Here is a 19,075-nt window from a genome sequence, read left to right as displayed (position 1 = left end):
GCTGCGGCACTTAACCGGCGCGGAAAATCAGATGATCTTCCCAGTCGTCTTCAGGCACGCTGCCTTCAGCAAGCATGCGCCCCGACTGCGAAATGCGTTCATGGTGTACAGCGTCCGGGTCACCGCAGACCAAATGGTGCCAGAGCGGCAAGTCCTTGCGCTCGCTGACCAGACGATAGCCGCAGGTCGGCGGCAGCCATTTGAACTCCTCGGCCTTGCCCGGCGACAGCTGAATGCAGTCCGGCACCGAATCACGACGGTTAGGGTAGTCGGTACACTGGCAGGTTTTCATATCAAGCAATTTGCAGGCAATGCGCGTGTAGTAGACGCTGTTGTCGTCTTCATCTTCGAGCTTTTGCAAGCAGCACAACCCGCAGCCGTCGCACAGCGACTCCCATTCCTCTTGATCAAGTTGATCGAGGGTTTTGCGGATCCAGAACGGTTCAACGATTGCGGCCATGGCTCAAACATCAACATCAGGGAGTGGAAAAGGCCGCCAGTCTAGTGCCCAAGGCCCTTGGGGCCAAGGGCTTGTCGTCAGACTTGTCACCTTGACGACATCACAGTAGTTTTAGGCCCTGAATTAATACGTAACATTTACCTCAGGAAACCGCCATGCCTGCCAACAGCCGTAAAGCCGATCACACGATTGACGAGCAATTTACCCTGCGCTGGTCGCCCCGCGCCTTTGCCGACGCGACCATCGACAAAGCGACCCTGATGAGCTTTTTCGAAGCGGCACGCTGGGCGCCATCGGCCTACAACGCGCAACCCTGGCGTTTTTTGTTTGCCCTGCGCGGCACCCCGGACTTTGACCGTTACCTGAGCCTGCTGGTGGAATTCAACCAGGGCTGGGCCAAGCATGCGGCCGCTCTGGTGGTGATTGTGTCCAAGACCACCTTTGGAGCACCGGGTACCACCGAAGAAAAGCCTGCGCCAACCCACGCCTTCGACACCGGCGCGGCCTGGGGCCATCTGGCGCTGCAAGCGCACTTGAGCGGCTGGCACACCCACGGCATGAGCGGCCTGGATTTCGAGCGGGCGCGCACAGAGCTGAAAATTCCTGAGGGTTACGCTGTGCAGGCGATGGTTGCCATCGGCAAGATCGGCGACAAGTCGACGCTGGTGGATTACCTGCAGGCCAAGGAAGTGCCAAGCCAGCGCGAGCCATTGAGCAAGCTGGTGGCTGAAGGCGATTTCAGCCTGTAAATGCACCTCTTGGTGCAAACCCGGTAGTCGCTGGCGCAGGCTGCGAGCTTTTCAACATCAAAAGCTCGCAGCCTGCGCCAGCGACTACCGGTTTAGTAACCGCGTTCGAAATCCACTTCGCCACGCAGTGCTTCACCCGCCTGAAACGCCCGCAAGTTATCGACAAACAGCTGCACCATCATCGGTGGCGAGGTGGGTGCCGAGCTGTGGCCTGTCAGCAGCAAGCCCCAGGCAGTCCAGAACGGATGCTTGGCCGGCAACGGCTCCTGACGGCAAACATCAATCACCGCGCCCGCCAGATGCCCCACTCGCAAGGCTTCGACCAAATCGGCATCCACCACCGCTACGCCGCGTCCGGCATTGATGAACACGGCATTGGGATTGAATTGCGCAAACAGCGGCGCATCGTAGACGTCATGGGTGTCTGCGGTATTGGGCAGCAGATTGATCACGTAATCCATCTGCCCGACCATGCGCGGCAAGTCGCTCAACACACCCACTTCCTTGAACGGCGCCAGTTCACGGGCGGTGCTGGCAATGGCATACAGCTCAACACCAAAGGGCAACAGAAACTGAGCCACGGTCTGGCCAATATCCCCGGCCCCGACGATCAAGGCCTTGCGCCCGACCAGGCTCTGGCCCATGCGGTTATCCCACTTGCGCTCGACCTGGCTGACCAGGCGGGCCATGACTTCGCGCTCGTGACCGAGCATGTAAGTCAATACGTATTCAGCCATCACCTGACCAAAAATACCCACCGCGCGAGTCAGGCGGTATGAACGGGGCAAACCTTCAGCCAGTAACGGCGTGATCCCCGCCCAGGTCGACTGCAGCCAGTCCGGCGTGTGGCCCTGGCGCAACAGGGTCGCCAACAGGTCCGGCTGCCCCAGCCACACCTGGCACTCGCCAGCCATGCGCGACAATTGCTCGGAGTCGCCGCTGGACTGAACCTCCAGATCCGGCGCGATGCGTTGCAGAAGTTGGGTGTAGAGCGGGTAGTCTTTCTCGGCGATCAGGATGCGCATGTTTCTAACCTTTCTAAACCACTGCCAGCACCCGTCGCCGAGGTTTGCCTCGGAGCGTTCGGCCACCGCCAATCTTAATGAGTTCGTTTAAGACAGGTGCCCGGAACCGGACACCTGGCGCTGCACTTACATCGGATCGTTGCGACGCAGCAGCTCTTCGGGCAAGTGCTCGATATATTCGTCTTCGGCCGGAGGCATTTGCAAGTGGTAGCCCTGGGTTTCCAGGTTTTCCAGCACCTTGTGAATGTCCTCGCGCGACAGGGTACGCTCAGGGCTCAGTACCAGGTCAAAGGCATGGAATGGCTTGCCGAAGGCAGCCAGCAAGGGTTCCGGCACGCGCTCCAGGGCATCGGCTTTGAGTACATAAAGATACATTTCGTTGCGTTTGGTGCTGCGATAAATAGAGCAAATACGTTTCAAGACTGTTCTCCAGCGGTGGCCAGGCAATCGAGCAAGGCCTGGCCCATCAGCTCACGGCGCCAGCCGCGCAGTGATTCCGGCAATTGGTAAGGGCCATTGGGAAAGCCGCTTTTCAGCAGGGCTTCCAGGGTTTTCTTGCGCAGCATCAGTTCCGGCGCAATGTTCAAACGCTCGGCCTGGGCCTGACCGATGGCACGCAGACGCTTGATCTGCAGCGCCGCCTCGACCGGTAACGGCTCGGGTACGGCGGGCGGCCATTGCTCTGGCGGTAGACTGCCAGCACGCTTGATCAGATCAAGCAAAAACTCGCCATCCTGACGCACGGTACGCGGGTGCATGTCTTCGATCCGCGCCAGCGCGACCAGATTGTCGGGCTGCGTCTTGGCCAGAGGCCATAACGCGTGCTCACGTATCACACGGTTGCGCGGCAGATCCCGGGCACGGGCTTCGTGCTCGCGCCAGGCGCAAATTTCACGCAACACAGCCAACTGATCCCGTGACAATTTCCAGGCCAGCTTGGCTTCGCGGTACACCTCGTAAGGGTCTACTTCGCGGCGCAGGTTGGCGACAAGCTCGGCACCATCTTCCAGCACCCAGCTGTATTTTTCGTCAGACAGGCGTGGAAACAGCAACTTGTAGACTTCAGCCAGATGCACGGCATCTTCTGCGGCATAGCTGATCTGGGTTTCAGACAGCGGACGCTGCAGCCAGTCGGAGCGGGTTTCACCCTTGGGCAGGTCGATATCCAGCACTTCCTTGACCAGGCGTGAATAGCCCATGGAGAAGCCAAGGTTCAGGTAGGCTGCTGCCAATTGGGTGTCGAACAAAGGCACCGGCAAGCTGGAAGTCAGACGCAGCAACACCTCAAGATCTTCGCTGCACGCGTGCAGGACTTTGACGACCGACGTGTTTTCCAGCAAGTCAGCCAATGGCTGCCAGTTGTCGATGGTCAACGGGTCAATCAGGTAAGCCCGCGTGCCGTCGCCAATCTGGATCAGGCCGGCAATGGGGTAAAAGGTATCGACCCGCATAAATTCGGTGTCGAGGGCTACGAACGGCAATTGTTGCCATTCGGCGCAATGTTGGCCGAGGCTATCGTTGTCGCGAATCCAGTGAATATCGATGGCCACACGGCTCTCCCTTGAAGAATGGCGCGCAGTATATATCGCCCTCAAGTATTTCCGGACATCGACTCGTCATGTTGTGTGCGAAAAAACTTACAAAAGTTAAGTCAAAAACCTGCATCCACTTACCGTTATTACCGGTAGGTTGCCTGACTTCACGCCCATACGATTTGTTACAACACATTATGTGACAAGCCGACAGGACCGGATCGTGACGACACGAGTAGATTTGCGCCCTATAAAAACCGAGGAAACTCCAATGAAAATGTCCTGCAAACTGTCAGCAATGACTCTCTCGCTGGTAGGTCTTTGTGCCTTTGCCAACGCTGCACTGGCTCAAAACCCTGAGCCCGCGCTGGATGCCGCAGTGCAAGACGGCGCCAGAAAGGTGATGCAAGCGTACGCAGTACCCGGTCTGGTTATCGCCGTGAGCGTTAACGGCAAACAACACTTTTACAACTTCGGTGTAGCGTCAAAGGCCACCAAAGAACCCATGAGCCCGGACACTCTTTTTGAAGTCGGCTCCATCAGCAAAGTGTTTACCGCCACCCTGGCCACCTATGCCCAAGCCAAAGGCCAGCTATCACTTAACGACACCGTTGCCAAATACGAGCCTGAGCTCGAAGGCACGCCCTTTGGCAAGATTACGCTGACCCATCTGGCCACTCACACGGCTGGCGGATTCCCGTTGCAGCTGCCTGACAGCGTGCAGAACCAAAGCCAGTTGATGAGCTATTTCAAAGACTGGAAGCCGGTTTACCCGACCGGCACCCAGCGCAGCTATGCCAACCCCAGCATTGGCATGCTCGGCCAGATTGCGGCCAAAAGCATGAACATGCCGTTTACCCAGGCGATGGAGCAGCAACTGTTCCCGGCACTGGGCCTGCAAAGCACCTACCTGACGGTGCCCGCGGACAAAACGGGGGTGTATGCCCAGGGCTACAACAAACAGGATGAACCCGTCAGGCTCAACCCCGGCGTTCTGGGCAACGAAGCCTACGGCGTAAAAACCACTGCCCGCGACCTGATTCACTTTACCGAGCTGAGCCTGGGCCAGGGCGATGCCAGCCCCACCATTCGCCAGGTATTGGCTGACACCCGTGTCGGTTACTATCGCATCGGGCCTGTGATTCAGGACCTGATCTGGGAACAGTACGCTTACCCTGTCGAACTCAAATCGCTGCTGGTGGGCAACTCGGACAAAATGGCCTACGAGAACAATGGCGCCATCGCCCTCAACCCGCCCCTGGCGCCACAGCAGGCGGTGTGGATCAACAAGACCGGGTCAACCAACGGTTTTGGCGGGTACGCGGTGATGGTGCCGTCCGAGCAGAAATCGATTGTCATCCTGGCCAACAAGAACTACCCGAACAGCGCACGTGTCGAGTTGGCGTACGAGATCTTGAAAGCGTTGAACTAAGTATCTTTGCGCAAGATATAGATGCTGCCCATGCCAAAACCGGGCAGCACCTCATACTGCTTGAGGATGCTGAAACCTGCCTGTTTGAACTGAGTTTCAATTTCGCCCCTGCTGACCACGATACGTTGCGGGTCATTGACCGGCTCTGTCCCACGACCAAGAGGCACTGACAGGATCAGGCTGTCGCGACTGACCCGGTGCAGCTCACGCAAAATGGCCAGTCGATGGTCACTGTCGCGCACGTGGTGGAACAGCTGCATGCAAAAAATGCAGTCCACCGCGTTCTCGGAAATATCGATGGAGAACACCGAGCTTTGAAACAGCTTGATGCGCGCCAGCAAACTGGCTGGATGGTGGGTCTGGGCGTGATTGAGCATGTCTTGCGACGAATCCGAGGCCAGGATCACCCGATTGCCGTGCTCGGCCAATACAGGCCAGAAACGCCCAGCACCGCAGGCCAGGTCCAGGACCAGCCCGGGTTCCCCCGCCACTTTCAACGCACGGCGAACCAGACGCTTCTCGCGCCACAACGCCAACCTGCGAACAAACCCCTGGGGCTGAGCCTGCAGGCAAACCTTCGCATGCTCGCGGTCATAACGCTCGGCGAACTCATGCTCAATATGGGTAGAAGGTGGCTGCGATGACATGGCCCGCGAACTCTTGTGTTTGATGATGTTCGACACGGAGGTTAGCGGGACACCAGTGAAAAAATTGTCACAGAAGCATGAAAACCACAGGGATGAAGCAGTTTCGTTGTAGCCGCTGTCGACCCTGTGTTCACGCCTGCTGCAAATACCAACGCCAGTCCTGCTCACCCACCTCACCCATGAACTGTCGGTACTCCGATTTCTTCACGGCCAGGTACACCTTCAAGAAGGCTGGCCCGAACGCCTCTTTCGCCCACTGCGAGCCATCCAGCGCCCGCAAGGTGGTCAGCCAGTCGTTCGGCAGCATTTCGGTGGCCTGGGCATACCCGTTGCCTTCAATCGGCGCGCCCGGATCGAGCTGCTCGCGAATGCCACGATGAATACCGGCCAGGATGGCGGCTGCGGCCAGGTAGGGATTGGCGTCGGCGCCACAAATACGGTGTTCTATATGCCGCGAGTACGCCGGACCGCCCGGGACCCGCAAGCTCACCGTGCGATTGTCCACGCCCCAGGTCGCGGCCAGCGGCGCATAGCTGTTGCTTTGAAAACGGCGATACGAGTTGGCATTGGGGCAAAACATCAACAACGAGTCGAGCAAGCTACTGAGCATCCCCCCAACCGCCTGCCTGAGTAATGGCGTACCGTCCGGCGCCTCACTGGCAAACAGGTTGTTGCCCTCCTTGTCGGCCAGGCTCACATGCATGTGCATGCCGGTTCCGGCCAGGTCATCGAATGGCTTGGCCATAAAGCAGGCAACCATCCCGTGCTTGTGCGCCACGCCCTTGACCAGGCGCTTGTAGCGCACGGCCTCGTCCATCGCTTGCAGCGCGTCGCTGCGGTGCTCCAGGGTGATTTCCACTTGCCCCGGTGCGTACTCGGAAATCGCCGTGCGGGCCGGGATCCCTTGCAGCTTGCAGGCGCTGTAAAGGTCGGCCAGAAACGGCTCGATTTGCTCCAGCTCACGCAGCCCGTACACCTGGGTAGCGCGCGGACGCTGACCATCGGCATCGCGCGCCGGTTGCGGGCGGCCATTGCTGTCACGCTGCTGATCGAGCAGATAAAACTCCAGCTCTGCCGCCATCACCGGGTAGTAACCGTCCGCCTTGAGGCCGTCGATCACCTTGGCCAGCAAGTGCCTGGGGTCGGCCACGGTGGCGGGCATTCCCTGCTGCGGGTGCATGCTGACTTGCACTGCCGCCGTAGGAATCAAGCGCCATGGCATGCGCTGCAAACTGCCGCTGACCGGGTAAGCGCGGCAATCGATATCACCCACATCCCATACCAGCCCGGTGTTTTCCACATCATCGCCATTGATGCTCAACCCCAGAATTGTGCTGGGCAGCGGCCGTCCGCTCTCGTACACCGCCCGCAATTCGTCGCGGTGCAACAACTTGCCCCGGGGCACGCCGTTGTTATCGATGATGAACAGCTCGAACATCTCGATGTCCGGGTGCTGTTCCAGAAAATCCAGGGCTTCTTGTAGCGGGGCAAACGTGGTTGAGGCACTCATGGCAATACTCGTAGATTCGTATCAGGCAGGCGCCCCCCTTGAGGGTACGCGACAGTCAGGATTTAACGGCTAACGAGCATCCGGCGGGCGGGCATGGCGGCAGTGAAACAGGGCCCAGAAAGCCAGTTCTGAGGGCAGGCATGGCACACGCCGCACGGCAGGAGCGCGCGACTGCCGTTGGCACTGAATACTGCTCAGACCACGCCTCATACCTGCAACCGTTGCCAAAAAGGGAACCCAGCCTCACACGGCTGGCCCGCTTGTTTAAATGCAGGGTTTTATACCTTTGGTTACACCTGCGCTAAACATTCCCATCCCGCAGGCCGGTGAACGTTTCAAAGACCGGCAAGGTCGCATGCAGTGTCTATCCTGCTTGATCCACCTTACTGCTTCGAGGAGCCAGCCCCATGACCAGAACGGTTGCCGATTTCATCACCGAAACCCTGCAGCAAGCCGGCGTAAAACGCGTGTTCGGCGTGGTGGGCGATTCACTCAACGGTTTTACCGATGCCCTGCGCCGCCAGGAGCAGATCGAGTGGATCCATATGCGCAATGAGGAGTCCGCTGCTTTTGCCGCCGGGGCCGAGGCCCATTTGACTGGCGAGCTGGCGGTATGCGCCGGCAGTTGCGGGCCGGGCAACCTGCACTTGATCAATGGCCTGTTCGACGCCCATCGCAGTGGTGTACCGGTACTGGCGCTGGCCGCCCATATTCCCGGCAGTGAGATCGGTATCGATTACTTCCAGGCCACCCACCCCGAAAGCCTGTTCAAGGAATGCAGCCATTACGTCGAACTGGTGTCCCACCCCGAGCAGTTGCCGCAGATTCTGCAGCGGGCCATGCGCGTGGCCATCGCCAAACGCGGGGTCGCGGTCGTCGTGATTCCCGGCGATGTGGCGCTGCAAGTCACCGAGGCCAAAGTGCCGCAATGGATAAAGCCTGCCCAACCGCTGATTTGCCCTGCCCCGGCCGATATCGACCGGCTGGCGTCGTTTCTCAATGATGGCAAGAAAGTCACGCTGCTGTGCGGCGCAGGCTGCGCCGGTGCCCATAGCGAAATCCTGGCGCTGGCCGAGCGCTTGAACGCGCCCATCGTGCATGCCCTGCGCGGCAAGGAACATGTCGAATACGACAACCCCTATGACGTCGGCATGACCGGACTGATCGGCTTCGCCTCGGGTTACAAGGCGATGATGAACTGCGACACCTTGTTGATGCTCGGCACCAATTTTCCGTATCGCCAGTTTTACCCGCAGCACAGCTACATCGCGCAAATCGACTTGCGCCCCGAAGCCCTGGGCAACCGTTGCCCGCTGCAATTGGGCCTGCTGGGTGATGTGAAGCTCACGCTACAGGCGGTGCTGCCCAAGGTGATGCAAAACCCCGATCACGAACACCTCGATGCCGCCTGCGCCGACTACAGAAAAGCCCGCGAAGACCTCGATGCGCTGGCTGAAAGCAGCCCCAACAGTTCGATCATTCATCCGCAGTACCTCAATCGCCTGGTCAGTGAACTGGCGGCAGAGGATGCGATTTTCACCTGCGATGTCGGCACGCCTACCGCATGGGCTGCCCGTTATTTGAAGATGAATGGCAAACGGCGCCTGATCGGCTCGTTCAATCACGGCTCAATGGCCAATGCCATGCTGCAGGCCATCGGGGCGCAAGCGACATTTCCTGATCGCCAGGTCATTTCAATGTCTGGGGATGGCGGATTCACCATGATGATGGGCGACTTTCTGACCCTCAATCAGGTGGGTTTGCCGGTCAAGGTCATCGTACTCAACAACGGCACCCTGGGCTTTGTGGAAATGGAAATGAAAGCCGCGGGCTTCCCGGATGTGGGCTGCGACCTGAAAAACCCGAACTTTGCGGCAATGGCCCAGGCCATGGGCGTGAAAGGGATACGGGTTGAGCACCCGGCACAGCTGGAAGCCGCACTGCGAGAAGCTTTCAGCCATGATGGCCCCGTGCTGGTGGACGTAGTCAGCGCCCGCCAGGAGCTAGTCATGCCGCCGACCAAAACCTTCGAGCAGGCCAAGGGGTTCAGCCTGTTTATGCTCAAGACAGTGATGGACGGCCGCGCACGGGAGCTGATCGATCTGGCCAAAGTCAATTTGTGGCGTTGAGCAACTCTGTGGGTACTCTGTTGCCGGTCAAACGCGTTCCTCTAGTGGCTGCGCGTAAAACAGGTATTTCGAGTACATCTCCAGCGTTTGTGTCCAACTGAAATATGGGTTTCGCCCCTAGGGCGAGGTGGGTGGTACTCGCGATCCGTAGCATCTGACGACGAAACCTGTAGTCGCTGAGGAGCGAAGCGAGGCTGCGAGGGGTTGCGCAGCGACCCTGCTTGAAGGTCCTTCGGCCCTTATCGCAGCCTGCGGCAGCGACTACACGTGGTGTTCAGGCCTTGGAAATCAGTCATTTCGTACGACGTTTCGCTTTCATTCTCATGAAACATCCGAGAAGATTCCGCTCGCTTGCGCCTGTCCATTTCGGGGAATAGTCTCGGCCAATCGCTGCAAAACAGCGGTTGGGTTTAGTAGCCCGACGATGTGATCAGGCGCAAGGCGCCACCTTAGTGAGGCGCTTTTTTTCGGCCCCGCTTTATGGTGGTCGTGCGCAGGGCGCCTTCGAGCGCGCCGGGTTTCCTGATCACCGGTCTACTAACCTGCGTACGGCTGCCACCCATTCGTTTAGTAGCGACAGGTGACAGCTCCTTTAAGTTGGTCAGGAGTTTTAACCATGAAAAAAATCACCCCCGATCCCCCTGCTTTACCCCTCGATGCTGCTGACAGTCACGACCCGTTGCTGGACCGTGCCGCCGTCGAACGTGCGCTCAATTACTACCTGCAAAACCATAAGCCTTATCGCCCTATGGGCACGGCCATGCTGGCCATCCCGAACAGTGTCAATTCAGAAGCGGCTTTGGCCCAGGCGTCAGACTTGTTGCGCTGTGCGGGTGCCTGCGCGAATGAGGCGGGGAATGGCTTGAGCGGGCCTGCGCGCGATTTGGTGTTGTCGGTCATGCACTTGGTGGAGCTGGCCAAGGGCTATGTCGACAAGTCGCTGGACACACTGGCAACGCACTGAAGCAGCACGCGCCTGATTGGCGACAGGCGCGTCATTGCTCAATGACGGAAGGGTTTCTGCAGCAGCTGGCGCAAGAACACGGCTACAGCTGCCACGGATTGCGCTAGTAAATGCTTCGGTAAATGGCCTCCACGTCTTGCTCGGTCATGTCACAGGGATTGCTGTCGATCAGCCGACGAATGCCCACCACCACGTCACTGGCCATCACCGGCAGTGATGCTTGATCCACGTTCAAATTCGACAGGCGCTGCTCCAGCCCACTGGCTTTGACCAGCCCCTCGACGGCCTGGACAAACGCTTCGGCGGCGCTGGCCTCATTGTCAAAATCCTGGCCTGGCAGCAAGTGCGCGGCCAGTTCGGCGTAGTGGCGCTGAGCGCTGGCCAGGTTGAAACGGATCACCGGCGCCATGACCAGGGCATTGGCGTGGCCATGAGGGATATGAAAACGTGCCCCCAGCGGGTATGCCAGCGCATGGATGGCCGCCACCGACGCATTGACGAACGCCATGCCTGCCATCAATGAACCTTGCAACATGGCGGTGCGCGCTTCCAGGTCCTGGCCGTTGGCCAGAACCTTGGGCAAGTTGGCACCCAGCAGTGCCAGGGCCGCGGTCGCCAGACCATCGGAGATCGGGTTTTTACGAGTGCGACTGGTGTAGGCCTCGATGGCATGCACCATCGCATCCAGCCCCGTAGCCGCTGTCACTTTCGCTGGCAGGCCGAGGGTCAGTTGCGGGTCGAGAATCGCCACATCCGGCAGCAATTGAGGCGAATAAACCGCCTGTTTACGCTGTTGCGCGTCGGTAATCACCGAGACCCACGTCACCTCGGAACCGGTGCCCGAGGTGGTAGGCATCAATACCAGCGGCGTGCGTTGGCCCAGGGCCTTGTCGGTGCCGTACAAGTCTTCCAGGGGTTGCTCGCTGTTGATCAGCAACGCCACCAGTTTGGCCGCGTCCAGGGAACTGCCACCGCCCAGTCCCAGCACCCCATCGGCCTTGAACCCTTGCGCCTGTTTCACTGCCCGTTCAACCAGCGCCGATGACGGATCGGGCGCGACCTGATCAAACACCGCCACTTCGCAACCTGCCGCCTCAAGCACTTTGCAGGCCTGCCCGGCAAAGCCCAGGCTGACAATGCCCGGGTCACACACCAGCATCACACGCTGTGCGCCCAGGCCTCTGAATACGTAACCGACTTCCTGTAATGCCCCGACTTCACAGACGATACGCGGCACACTTCTGAATTCATGGTTCATGACTAACTCCTGTAATAAGCGTGCCTACAGCACCGAGGCGTAAATGCCGTAGATGTCGTCGCGGTCAAGCGGGCGCGGGTTGTTGATCAGCAGTCGCTCGACTTTCAGCGCGTCATCGGTCAACCGGTCAAGGTCCTCAGCCGTGACACCCACTTCATGCAGGCGCTGGGCAAATGGCATGCGCGCCACCAGACCGGTCATGAAATCGATAAAGCCATCGCAAGCCTCGACCGCACTGGCAAACCGCTGGCCCGGCAACACCGCCGCGGCCAGTTGTGCATAGAGCGACTCGGCAGCTGAGCGATTGAAGTTCAGTACGGGCACCAGCACCAGGGCATTGCTCAACCCGTGGGGCACATGGAAATGTCCGCCCAATGGATAGGCCAGCGCGTGCACCGCCGCCACCGGGGCATTGGCGAATGCCATGCCGGCGAGCATCGAGCCCAGCAGCATGTCCGATCGCGCCTGCAAGTCGCCGGGTTCGGCCAGCACCCGGTCCATGTTGGCCGCCAGCAAGGTCAGGGCCTGAACGGCCAGTCCGTCGGACAACACGTTCTTTTTGTGCACGCTGGTGTAAGCCTCGATGGCATGCACCATCGCATCGACCCCGGTCATGGCGCTGACCGCGGCGGGCAGGCCAACCGTCAGCCGTGCATCGAGCAAGGCAATGTCGGGGTACAACAAGGGGCTGACCACGCCCTTTTTCTCATGGCTGGGGGTGGTGACAATCGCCACCGCCGTCACCTCCGAACCTGTCCCTGCCGTGGTCGGAACCTGAATCAGCGGCAGCCGTGGCCCCTTGGCAAGGCCAATGCCGTAGATGTCCTCCAGGCACTGTGTCTGACCGCAGAGCAAAGCCACCAGTTTGGCCGTGTCCAGGGAGCTGCCGCCGCCCAGACCGATAACCGCCTGAGCACGACATTGACGCGCAACATCAACCGCGTCCTGCACCGATGCCGCAGGCGGATCGGCCTGCACGTCACTGTACAACGTGACCTGCAATCCGCTGTCGCGCATGGCCTGCAGCGGTGCATCCAGCAGCCCCGCACGCAGCAGGCCCGGGTCGCTGATCAGCAGCACGCGCTCGGCTTTCAGTTCGCGGCACAGGGCGCCAAGGCGCAGCGCACCATCGATTTCGCAGATCACCCGCGGTGTGGTTTCAAAGATGAATTTTGACATTGTGGTCCCTACCCTACGGTCACGCTGCCGCGCTCGATGCGAAACAACGCATCGACCAGATCGGCAGAGTGAGTGTCATCAGATTCAGAAATCAGTACGCACAATCCTTCCTGACCCAGCTTGGCAATCACCTCGCTCAAACGCCGGGACAGTACCGGCGCCACACCTTCGAAGGGCTCATCGAGCAGCAGCAACTTGTTGCCCGGCATCAATGCCCGCGCCAGTGCCACCAGCTTTTGTTGCCCGCCGGACAATTGCATGGCCTTGCGGTCACGAAACTGGGCGATTTCCGGGATCAGGCTGTAGACCCACTCCAGGCGGCGCTGGCTGTCGGCCAACTTATTGGCCCAGACCGGCAGCAGGATATTTTCTTCCACGGTCAACGACGGGATCAGGCGACGGTCTTCGGGCAGGTAGCTGATACCGGCACCGGCGCGGGTAAACCCGGGCAGGCCGCGCAGGTCCTGACCGGCAAAGGTGATCGAGCCGGAATCGGCGTCGAGCAGGCCCATGATGGCGCGGATCAGGGTGGTTTTGCCGGCACCGTTGTGACCGATCAGGCCAACCATCTGGCCGCTTCCCACCTGCAGGGACACGTCATGGAGGATGGGCACGCCTTCGATCGAAACGTGCAGATTGCGAATATCCAGACTCATTGCGCTGCCCTCTTGTGAGCGTTCGGGCCACCGGTCACAAACTCTTGTACCCGCGCGTTGGCCAGCACGGCCTCGGGTGCGCCATCGGCCAGGACTTCACCGCTGTAGAAAGCCAGAATCCGCGACACATAGCGGCGCACCACGTCCATGTCATGTTCAACGAACAGCACCGTGACCTGATGCTGGGCGACAACCCGCATCACCGTGTCCATCAATGCGGTTTTTTCCTCGGCGCTCACCCCGCTGGTGGGTTCGTCGAGCAGCAGCATTTGCGGATCACCGATCAGCGCCATCGCAATGTCGATCAGTTTGCGCACGCCTTGGGGCACGGCGGTGACCGGCGTGTCGCGCCAGCGGCTGATGTCGAATTCAGCGAGAATCGCATCTGCCTGGGCGATGCGGCATGCATTGCGCATGGGCGCCAGCAACGACGGAAACGGGCTTTGTGCGGCCGATACGGCGATGAGCAAGTTGTCCAGCACGCTCAATTGCGGGAACAACTGCGCCACCTGGAACGAACGGGCCATGCCCGCCCGGGTGATTGCCCGAGGGGTGTGGCCGATGATGGACTGGCCGTTGAACAGAATCTCGCCACTGCTGGGTTTCAGGTAGCCGGTGACCATGTTGATAAACGTGGTCTTGCCCGCGCCGTTGGAACCGATCACGCCGACCACTTCGCCTTTGTGGATGCGAACATTCACATCCTTGGCCGCCGTGACGGCGCCGAACGATTTGCACAGGCCCTTGGTTTCGAGGATGCAACTCATGCTTTTGCTCTCCGTGCTTGCCCGGTGAACAGGCTCCACAAGCCTTTAGGCAGAAATACGATGATTGCCAGCAGGGTGAACCCCAAAATCATCTGCCAGCTGTGTGGCACCAGTTCGATGGCGTAGGTGCGCACCACGGCAAACAGAATGGCTGCAATGAACGGTGCTGCAACATGGGCGGTACCGCCCAGCAGCGCGATAAAGACGAATTCGCCCGAAGTGATCCAGTAGGCCATTTCAGGGTCGATGTGCCCGGCAGACAAGGCCATGAAACCACCGCCCAATGCCGACACCGCGGCAGCCGCAACGTAGTTCATGTACAGCACCCAGCGTGGGGACTGGCCCAGGTATTCAACCCGCACTTCGTTTTCACGAATGGCTTCGCACATCATCCCGGCGCTGCTGCGGCTGTAGCGATGCAGCAACACCGCCAGCACTGCCGAGCAGGCAACGATGATGACAAACAACGCCAGCGGCGCCTGCCCTGAAGCCGGGGTCCAGCCGAACAGGGTCCAGGCCTTGACGTTGAAGCCGTCGGTGCTGCCCAGCGCCGAGCTTTTTACCAGCACGCCGTAGAGGATCATCGAGAACGCCAACGACAGCATGGCGAAGAAAATCTCGCGGTAGCGGGTCATCAACAGCCCCAGCAGCATGGCCAGCAACACTGCGGCGCCCACTCCGATCAGCAACAGCACGGCCAGATCGGTGATGTCCAGAAAATGCCCGCTCATGCCCACGGCATAGCCGCCCACACAAAAGAACAGGCCCTGGCCAAACGTCACCAGCCCGGCGCGCATCTGCATCACCACGCCTTGCACCACCATGGCCTTGGCCAGGGCCATCGTCAGCAGGAACACCAGCCATTGCGGCGCGATAAACCCGCCCGCCGCCAGCAGCACGGCAACGCCGAGCAGAATCAATTCGGTTTTACTCAGGCGCATATCAAATTTTCCTCGCCAGTACACGGCCGAACAGCCCTTGGGGACGCACGGCAAGTACCAGCGCCATTACCCCGTAAATCACAAAGAGTTCGAACTCCGGGGCGTAATGCACCGCCGCGGCCCGGCTCAAGCCCACCAGCAATGCGCCCACTGCGGCGCCTTCGATGCTGCCCATGCCGCCGATCACCACCACGGCAAACGCCAGCACGATGATTTCCACCCCCATGCCCGGCACCACCGAAATGGCCGGAGCGGTCAAGGCACCCGCCAGCGTGCCGAGCATGGTGCCCAGCACAAAAACCAGGGTGAACATGCGCCGCACGTTGACACCCATGGCCATCGCCACTTCGCGGTCGTGAATTACGGCGCGCAGCACCTTGCCCTGGTGTGTGCGCTCCAGCCACAACCACAGGCACAGCCCCAGCACGGCGGAAACGCCGACCAGCATCAGGTCGTAATTGGAGACTTTCAGTCCGGCCAGGGCGCTGCGGCCCATCTCGGCGTAAGGCTGATAAGCGAAATAAGGGTTCACGCCCCAGATCATCTTCATGGTGTCTTCAAGCACCAGCAGCAGGGCGTAAGTGATGATCACCATCAGCACTTCGTCGCGCCCGTACATAAAGCGCAACAGACCTCGCTCGATGATCAGGCCGACGATCAGGCCCGCCACCAGCGCGCAGCCCAGCATCAGCAGATACCCGGCCCAGACCGGGCCGATGCCGTTGTTGAAATACCAGCCCACGAGCGAGGCAGCGGTGTAGGCACCAATGGCATAGAAACTGCCATGAGCCATGTTCAGGATGCGCATCACCCCGTAAATCACCGTGAGCCCGGCGGCGACCAGAAACAGCCACGAGGCATAGATGGTGCCGTCAATCAGCACCGCGAAAAGACTCATCATAGAGGTCCTACCTTGGGATCAATCACGCAACCGTTGCTGTAGTCGCTGCCGCAGGCTGCGATCAGGCCCGCAGGGTTCGCGCCTTGTGAGAAGCGAAGGTCCTTGAGCCCTTATCGCAGCCTGCGTCAGCGACTACAGGTGTGTGGGGATCAGTTGCACTGAGCGCCAGGGAAGCCCGCCTTGATCCACTCCAGCGCAGTGGTGCCATCAGGCGGGGTCACGCACTCACCGGAAAAGGCGATGACGTTTTGCACGCTGCCCTTTTTATTCGCCGGGTCGTACTGGTACTCGCCGTAGGCAATGCCCTGCATGGCCTGATGACCATCGGCGCGAGCCATTTGCACGGTGCCGGACACTGACTCGAAGGTTGAGCCCTTGAACGCCGTGGCGATTTGCAGCGGGGTCGGGATTTTCCCGGACTCGACCTTGGCGTTTTCAGCCGCGTGCTTGAGGCCAAGGATCGCCTGGGCCATTTTGCTTGCCGGGTAAGTCGGGGCGGTCTTGTAGGCCGCCACGTACTTGTCCTTGAACCAGCGGTTGAGTTCGTTATCCGGGGCAAAGGCGCCGAACGGACCACGACCGCCGATGATCATGCCGTTGGGTGCCTGATCCTTGTAGCGGTCGATGGCCGACTCGCCGCAGGTCAGGACAGCCGTTGCATCTTCGAGCAGGCCACGGGCGTTGGCTTGCAGCACCAGGGCCTCCATGTCGCCACCCCAGAAGCTGGAGTGAATGATGTCCGGACGCTTGACCGAGATCGCCGAGATCTCAGCGCCGTACTGCCCCTGGAATACCTTGGGCATCTGCGATTCGACCACCTTGGCCTTGGGCATCAACTGCTCCATGGAGTGGGTGAAGTCATTCCAGCTGTCCTGGCCCCAGGCGTAGTTTTGCTGAATGCCGGCGACTTTCTGCGCGTCGGGACGAACCTTGGCCAGGTATCGCGCCGCGCCGATGTTGTCCACGGCCGCATCAAGGCTGGTGCGGAACACGTACTGCGGGGTTTTGTCTTCCTTGAACAACTGCGACGTACCGCAGTCGTAGAACACCGTCATCGCGCCCAGCTCTTCCGCCACCGGCGCGATGGCCAGGCAGTCGCCGGACGAGATGTAGCCCACCACCGCATCGACTTTCTGGCGCTGCACCAGATTGCGGAACTCCTCGACCTGCTTGGCGGCCCCACCCGCCTCGTCGATGATCACCACCTCGATTTCAGCGCCATTGATCCCCAGCTTGTCGTAGGGCGCAGGAAGCTGGCCCTTGTTCAGGCCTTCGACCAGCACCTTGGCCGCATTGGCCGACGGTTCGCCAAACGGCCCGGCAGCCGGGCCAGACAGGAAGGTCACGATACCAATGCGGAACTTGCCGTTTTCAGCCGCCTGCACACCTGTACTCAAGGACAGGGCCAGACCGGCAGCAGTGATGGCGTATGCCAAAGGGTGTTTCAACATGCTTTTCTTGGAATTATTCATGCTTGGTTCTCAATGGATGAGTGAGCGGCTAAGGCTCGTCAACGGGTTTTCGTGCGGCCAGTCGCCGCTTCAGCGTGGCGCTGTCGAGCTGTAGCTCTTGCGCCGAGTACACCGACCAGTTACCCAGCATCAGTTGGGCAGGCGGGTAAGCGGTCGTGGGCACCGGCGAGCCAATGGCCTGGCTCTGCTGGATCTGATGGGTGACGGGATCGATGCGCGAGTACGTACCGGGCGGATCTTCCGGCAAGGCGATTTCCAGGCCTTCCAGTGCACGGATCAGCGCCTGGCTGTCGGTCACGCCCCCGGTCTTTTCAAAGGCTTTGGCCAACACCATGACGCCGGTGTAGGCGCCCTGTGCGGCATAGGTTGGATAGCGTCCGCTCAACTGATGAAAGCGCTCGACAAACGAGCGGTTGCGTTCGGTTTGCGGCCAGTTGTTGTGGTGCCGGGCAGACAGGATCAGCCCCGCCGGGGCCTTGTCACCCAGGGCAACCAGAAAGTCGAAATTGGCCCCGGTGTCGAAGTTGGCCAGGCGCGAGGTCTCCAGCAAGCGGGAACCGGCCGCCTGCTTGACGAATGCGTGGAAGTCGCCGCCCCAAATGGCCGAGACGATAATGTCGGGTCTGGATTGCTCCAGCGCGGTGATATAGGGCGAGTAATCCGGCTCATACAGACGCGGCCATAGCTCGATCACGTCGTCGAACTTCACACCCAACTGGTTCAGGGCGGTGTGCAGGTCATCCCGCGACACGTGACCGTATTCGTAATCGGGGCCGATAAAGGCCAGGCGCTTCCAGCCGGTCTTTTTCTGCAGTGCCTGCAGATAACGGGCTCCGGCCGCCATTGAGGTCCAGGTGTCGTTGGTCACACGGAAGTAGTAAGGGTGGCCGTTTTCCAGGGTCATGCGCGAAGACGCGTGATCGGTGCCGATCATCAGCACTTTTTCCTGGCGGGCCAGTTGGCTGACCGCCAGCGCCACCCCCGACGAGACCATGCCGCACAGCACCTGCACGCCGTCCTTGTGGATAAAGCTTCTGGCCAGGCTGACACCGTACGAGGCCTTGGACTGGTCATCATCAATGATCACCCGCAAACGCGGCACGGGCTCACCGGCCTGCTGGCGGGCCTGCAATTCATCGAGGGCGACCTGAATCCCGACAATGCTGTCTTGCCCGTAGATGGCCGCACGTTCGGTCATCGGATACAGGCAACCCATGGTCAGATCGGCCTGGGCCGCAGGCACGCCGAGCTCCAGCCGACCGACCTCGGCACAGGCAGACGAACCAATCAGCAGACCAGCCAAAGCCGGGGCGCAAAAACGCCATGAACGCATCGGGTGCATAAATTCCTTGGGGCGTTGAAAACGCCTCTTGTTGAGCAGCCAGAGGGATAGAGCAAAGGGTGTGCCAAGCGCCACCCTGTAGCCGCAGCAGCCGGACACAGCCTTCGGCAG

The 19,075-nt window shown here is 60.1% G+C and carries 18 protein-coding genes; 4 read left to right on the top strand and 14 right to left on the bottom strand.

Annotation, left to right across the window (positions count from 1 at the left end):
* Nucleotides 1-10: 10 nt before the first annotated feature.
* Nucleotides 11-460 (bottom strand): YcgN family cysteine cluster protein, encoded by a 450-nt coding sequence (locus VSQ83_RS06905; RefSeq protein ID WP_133079340.1) that lies wholly within the window; start codon nt 458-460, stop codon nt 11-13.
* A gap of 155 nt (nt 461-615) precedes the next feature.
* Between VSQ83_RS06905 and VSQ83_RS06900 the strand changes: the two genes are divergently transcribed.
* Nucleotides 616-1,209: a nitroreductase family protein gene (locus VSQ83_RS06900; RefSeq protein ID WP_133079339.1), complete on the top strand. Its 594-nt coding sequence runs from the start codon at nt 616-618 to the stop codon at nt 1,207-1,209.
* 92 nt (nt 1,210-1,301) lie between these two features.
* Here the strand turns inward: VSQ83_RS06900 and VSQ83_RS06895 are convergent, their stop codons facing one another.
* The 3 genes from VSQ83_RS06895 to rnd form a co-directional block, all read right to left on the bottom strand.
* Nucleotides 1,302-2,234, bottom strand: coding sequence for a D-2-hydroxyacid dehydrogenase (locus tag VSQ83_RS06895; RefSeq protein WP_326425830.1), 933 nt, complete (start codon nt 2,232-2,234; stop codon nt 1,302-1,304).
* Between the two features lie 126 nt (nt 2,235-2,360).
* The gene (locus VSQ83_RS06890) at nt 2,361-2,654 is read right to left on the bottom strand and encodes a YcgL domain-containing protein (RefSeq protein ID WP_133079337.1); all 294 of its coding nucleotides are present in this window, start codon (nt 2,652-2,654) and stop codon (nt 2,361-2,363) included.
* A complete protein-coding gene (gene rnd, locus VSQ83_RS06885) occupies nt 2,651-3,784 on the bottom strand; it encodes a ribonuclease D (RefSeq protein ID WP_219262456.1) in 1,134 nt (377 codons plus the stop codon). Before rnd ends, VSQ83_RS06890 begins: the two co-directional genes overlap by 4 nt.
* Nucleotides 3,785-4,037: 253 nt before the next feature.
* Here rnd and ampC point away from each other — a divergent pair, with 253 nt between their 5' ends.
* Nucleotides 4,038-5,198 (top strand): class C beta-lactamase, encoded by a 1,161-nt coding sequence (gene ampC / locus VSQ83_RS06880; protein WP_326425828.1) that lies wholly within the window; start codon nt 4,038-4,040, stop codon nt 5,196-5,198.
* On the opposite strand, the gene VSQ83_RS06875 is transcribed toward ampC, so the two are convergent.
* Nucleotides 5,195-5,845 carry a class I SAM-dependent methyltransferase gene (locus tag VSQ83_RS06875; protein WP_133079334.1) on the bottom strand — a complete coding sequence of 217 codons (651 nt, stop codon included), beginning with the start codon at nt 5,843-5,845 and terminating at the stop codon, nt 5,195-5,197. The genes ampC and VSQ83_RS06875 overlap by 4 nt on opposite strands.
* Nucleotides 5,846-5,975: 130 nt before the next feature.
* Nucleotides 5,976-7,355 (bottom strand): glutamine synthetase family protein, encoded by a 1,380-nt coding sequence (locus VSQ83_RS06870; RefSeq protein ID WP_326425826.1) that lies wholly within the window; start codon nt 7,353-7,355, stop codon nt 5,976-5,978.
* A gap of 407 nt (nt 7,356-7,762) precedes the next feature.
* On the opposite strand from VSQ83_RS06870, the gene poxB reads away from it, so the two are divergent.
* Entirely contained in the window at nt 7,763-9,484 is a 1,722-nt protein-coding gene (poxB, locus tag VSQ83_RS06865) for a ubiquinone-dependent pyruvate dehydrogenase (RefSeq protein ID WP_133079332.1), read from the top strand.
* Nucleotides 9,485-10,100: 616 nt separating this feature from the next.
* Nucleotides 10,101-10,448, top strand: a complete 348-nt coding sequence (locus tag VSQ83_RS06860) for a DUF6124 family protein (RefSeq protein WP_219262459.1) — start codon at nt 10,101-10,103, stop codon at nt 10,446-10,448.
* Nucleotides 10,449-10,551: 103 nt separating this feature from the next.
* On the opposite strand, the gene VSQ83_RS06855 is transcribed toward VSQ83_RS06860, so the two are convergent.
* The 8 genes from VSQ83_RS06855 to VSQ83_RS06820 all read right to left on the bottom strand — a co-directional run bounded on the left by VSQ83_RS06855 (nt 10,552) and on the right by VSQ83_RS06820 (nt 18,955).
* Nucleotides 10,552-11,706, bottom strand: a complete 1,155-nt coding sequence (locus VSQ83_RS06855) for an iron-containing alcohol dehydrogenase (protein ID WP_326398273.1) — start codon at nt 11,704-11,706, stop codon at nt 10,552-10,554.
* Between the two features lie 24 nt (nt 11,707-11,730).
* A complete protein-coding gene (locus VSQ83_RS06850; protein ID WP_326425824.1) occupies nt 11,731-12,885 on the bottom strand; it encodes an iron-containing alcohol dehydrogenase in 1,155 nt (384 codons plus the stop codon).
* An 8-nt stretch (nt 12,886-12,893) separates the two neighbouring features.
* Nucleotides 12,894-13,541, bottom strand: a complete 648-nt coding sequence (locus tag VSQ83_RS06845) for an ATP-binding cassette domain-containing protein (RefSeq protein ID WP_133077785.1) — start codon at nt 13,539-13,541, stop codon at nt 12,894-12,896.
* Nucleotides 13,538-14,308: an ABC transporter ATP-binding protein gene (locus VSQ83_RS06840; protein ID WP_326425822.1), complete on the bottom strand. Its 771-nt coding sequence runs from the start codon at nt 14,306-14,308 to the stop codon at nt 13,538-13,540. Before VSQ83_RS06840 ends, VSQ83_RS06845 begins: the two co-directional genes overlap by 4 nt.
* Entirely contained in the window at nt 14,305-15,249 is a 945-nt protein-coding gene (locus VSQ83_RS06835) for a branched-chain amino acid ABC transporter permease (RefSeq protein WP_326398276.1), read from the bottom strand. The genes VSQ83_RS06840 and VSQ83_RS06835 overlap by 4 nt, the downstream gene beginning before the upstream one ends.
* A 1-nt stretch (nt 15,250) precedes the next feature.
* Complete coding sequence (locus tag VSQ83_RS06830) at nt 15,251-16,150, bottom strand: branched-chain amino acid ABC transporter permease (protein ID WP_133077788.1); 900 nt, start codon at nt 16,148-16,150, stop codon at nt 15,251-15,253.
* Nucleotides 16,151-16,299: 149 nt separating this feature from the next.
* Nucleotides 16,300-17,622, bottom strand: a complete 1,323-nt coding sequence (locus VSQ83_RS06825) for an ABC transporter substrate-binding protein (protein ID WP_133077789.1) — start codon at nt 17,620-17,622, stop codon at nt 16,300-16,302.
* A gap of 28 nt (nt 17,623-17,650) precedes the next feature.
* Nucleotides 17,651-18,955 carry an ABC transporter substrate-binding protein gene (locus tag VSQ83_RS06820; protein ID WP_133077790.1) on the bottom strand — a complete coding sequence of 435 codons (1,305 nt, stop codon included), beginning with the start codon at nt 18,953-18,955 and terminating at the stop codon, nt 17,651-17,653.
* Between the last annotated feature and the right edge of the window lie 120 nt (nt 18,956-19,075).

Source organism: Pseudomonas sp. DSV-1, assembly GCF_035830915.1.
Taxonomy (GTDB): Bacteria; Pseudomonadota; Gammaproteobacteria; order Pseudomonadales; family Pseudomonadaceae; genus Aquipseudomonas.
The sequence above is the reverse complement of the archived record's forward strand: the minus strand, read 5'-3'. Positions and strand labels throughout refer to the sequence as shown.

Coding starts and splice junctions, on each gene's coding strand:
- VSQ83_RS06825 (WP_133077789.1), bottom strand. CDS start 17,622: ATGAATAATTCCAAGAAAAGCATGTTGAAACACCCTTTGGCATACGCC.
- VSQ83_RS06855 (WP_326398273.1), bottom strand. CDS start 11,706: ATGAACCATGAATTCAGAAGTGTGCCGCGTATCGTCTGTGAAGTCGGG.
- ampC (WP_326425828.1), top strand. CDS start 4,038: ATGAAAATGTCCTGCAAACTGTCAGCAATGACTCTCTCGCTGGTAGGT.
- VSQ83_RS06835 (WP_326398276.1), bottom strand. CDS start 15,249: ATGCGCCTGAGTAAAACCGAATTGATTCTGCTCGGCGTTGCCGTGCTG.
- VSQ83_RS06845 (WP_133077785.1), bottom strand. CDS start 13,541: ATGAGTCTGGATATTCGCAATCTGCACGTTTCGATCGAAGGCGTGCCC.
- VSQ83_RS06895 (WP_326425830.1), bottom strand. CDS start 2,234: ATGCGCATCCTGATCGCCGAGAAAGACTACCCGCTCTACACCCAACTT.
- VSQ83_RS06905 (WP_133079340.1), bottom strand. CDS start 460: ATGGCCGCAATCGTTGAACCGTTCTGGATCCGCAAAACCCTCGATCAA.
- VSQ83_RS06840 (WP_326425822.1), bottom strand. CDS start 14,308: ATGAGTTGCATCCTCGAAACCAAGGGCCTGTGCAAATCGTTCGGCGCC.
- poxB (WP_133079332.1), top strand. CDS start 7,763: ATGACCAGAACGGTTGCCGATTTCATCACCGAAACCCTGCAGCAAGCC.
- VSQ83_RS06820 (WP_133077790.1), bottom strand. CDS start 18,955: ATGCGTTCATGGCGTTTTTGCGCCCCGGCTTTGGCTGGTCTGCTGATT.
- VSQ83_RS06850 (WP_326425824.1), bottom strand. CDS start 12,885: ATGTCAAAATTCATCTTTGAAACCACACCGCGGGTGATCTGCGAAATC.
- VSQ83_RS06830 (WP_133077788.1), bottom strand. CDS start 16,150: ATGATGAGTCTTTTCGCGGTGCTGATTGACGGCACCATCTATGCCTCG.
- VSQ83_RS06900 (WP_133079339.1), top strand. CDS start 616: ATGCCTGCCAACAGCCGTAAAGCCGATCACACGATTGACGAGCAATTT.
- VSQ83_RS06870 (WP_326425826.1), bottom strand. CDS start 7,355: ATGAGTGCCTCAACCACGTTTGCCCCGCTACAAGAAGCCCTGGATTTT.
- VSQ83_RS06860 (WP_219262459.1), top strand. CDS start 10,101: ATGAAAAAAATCACCCCCGATCCCCCTGCTTTACCCCTCGATGCTGCT.
- VSQ83_RS06875 (WP_133079334.1), bottom strand. CDS start 5,845: ATGTCATCGCAGCCACCTTCTACCCATATTGAGCATGAGTTCGCCGAG.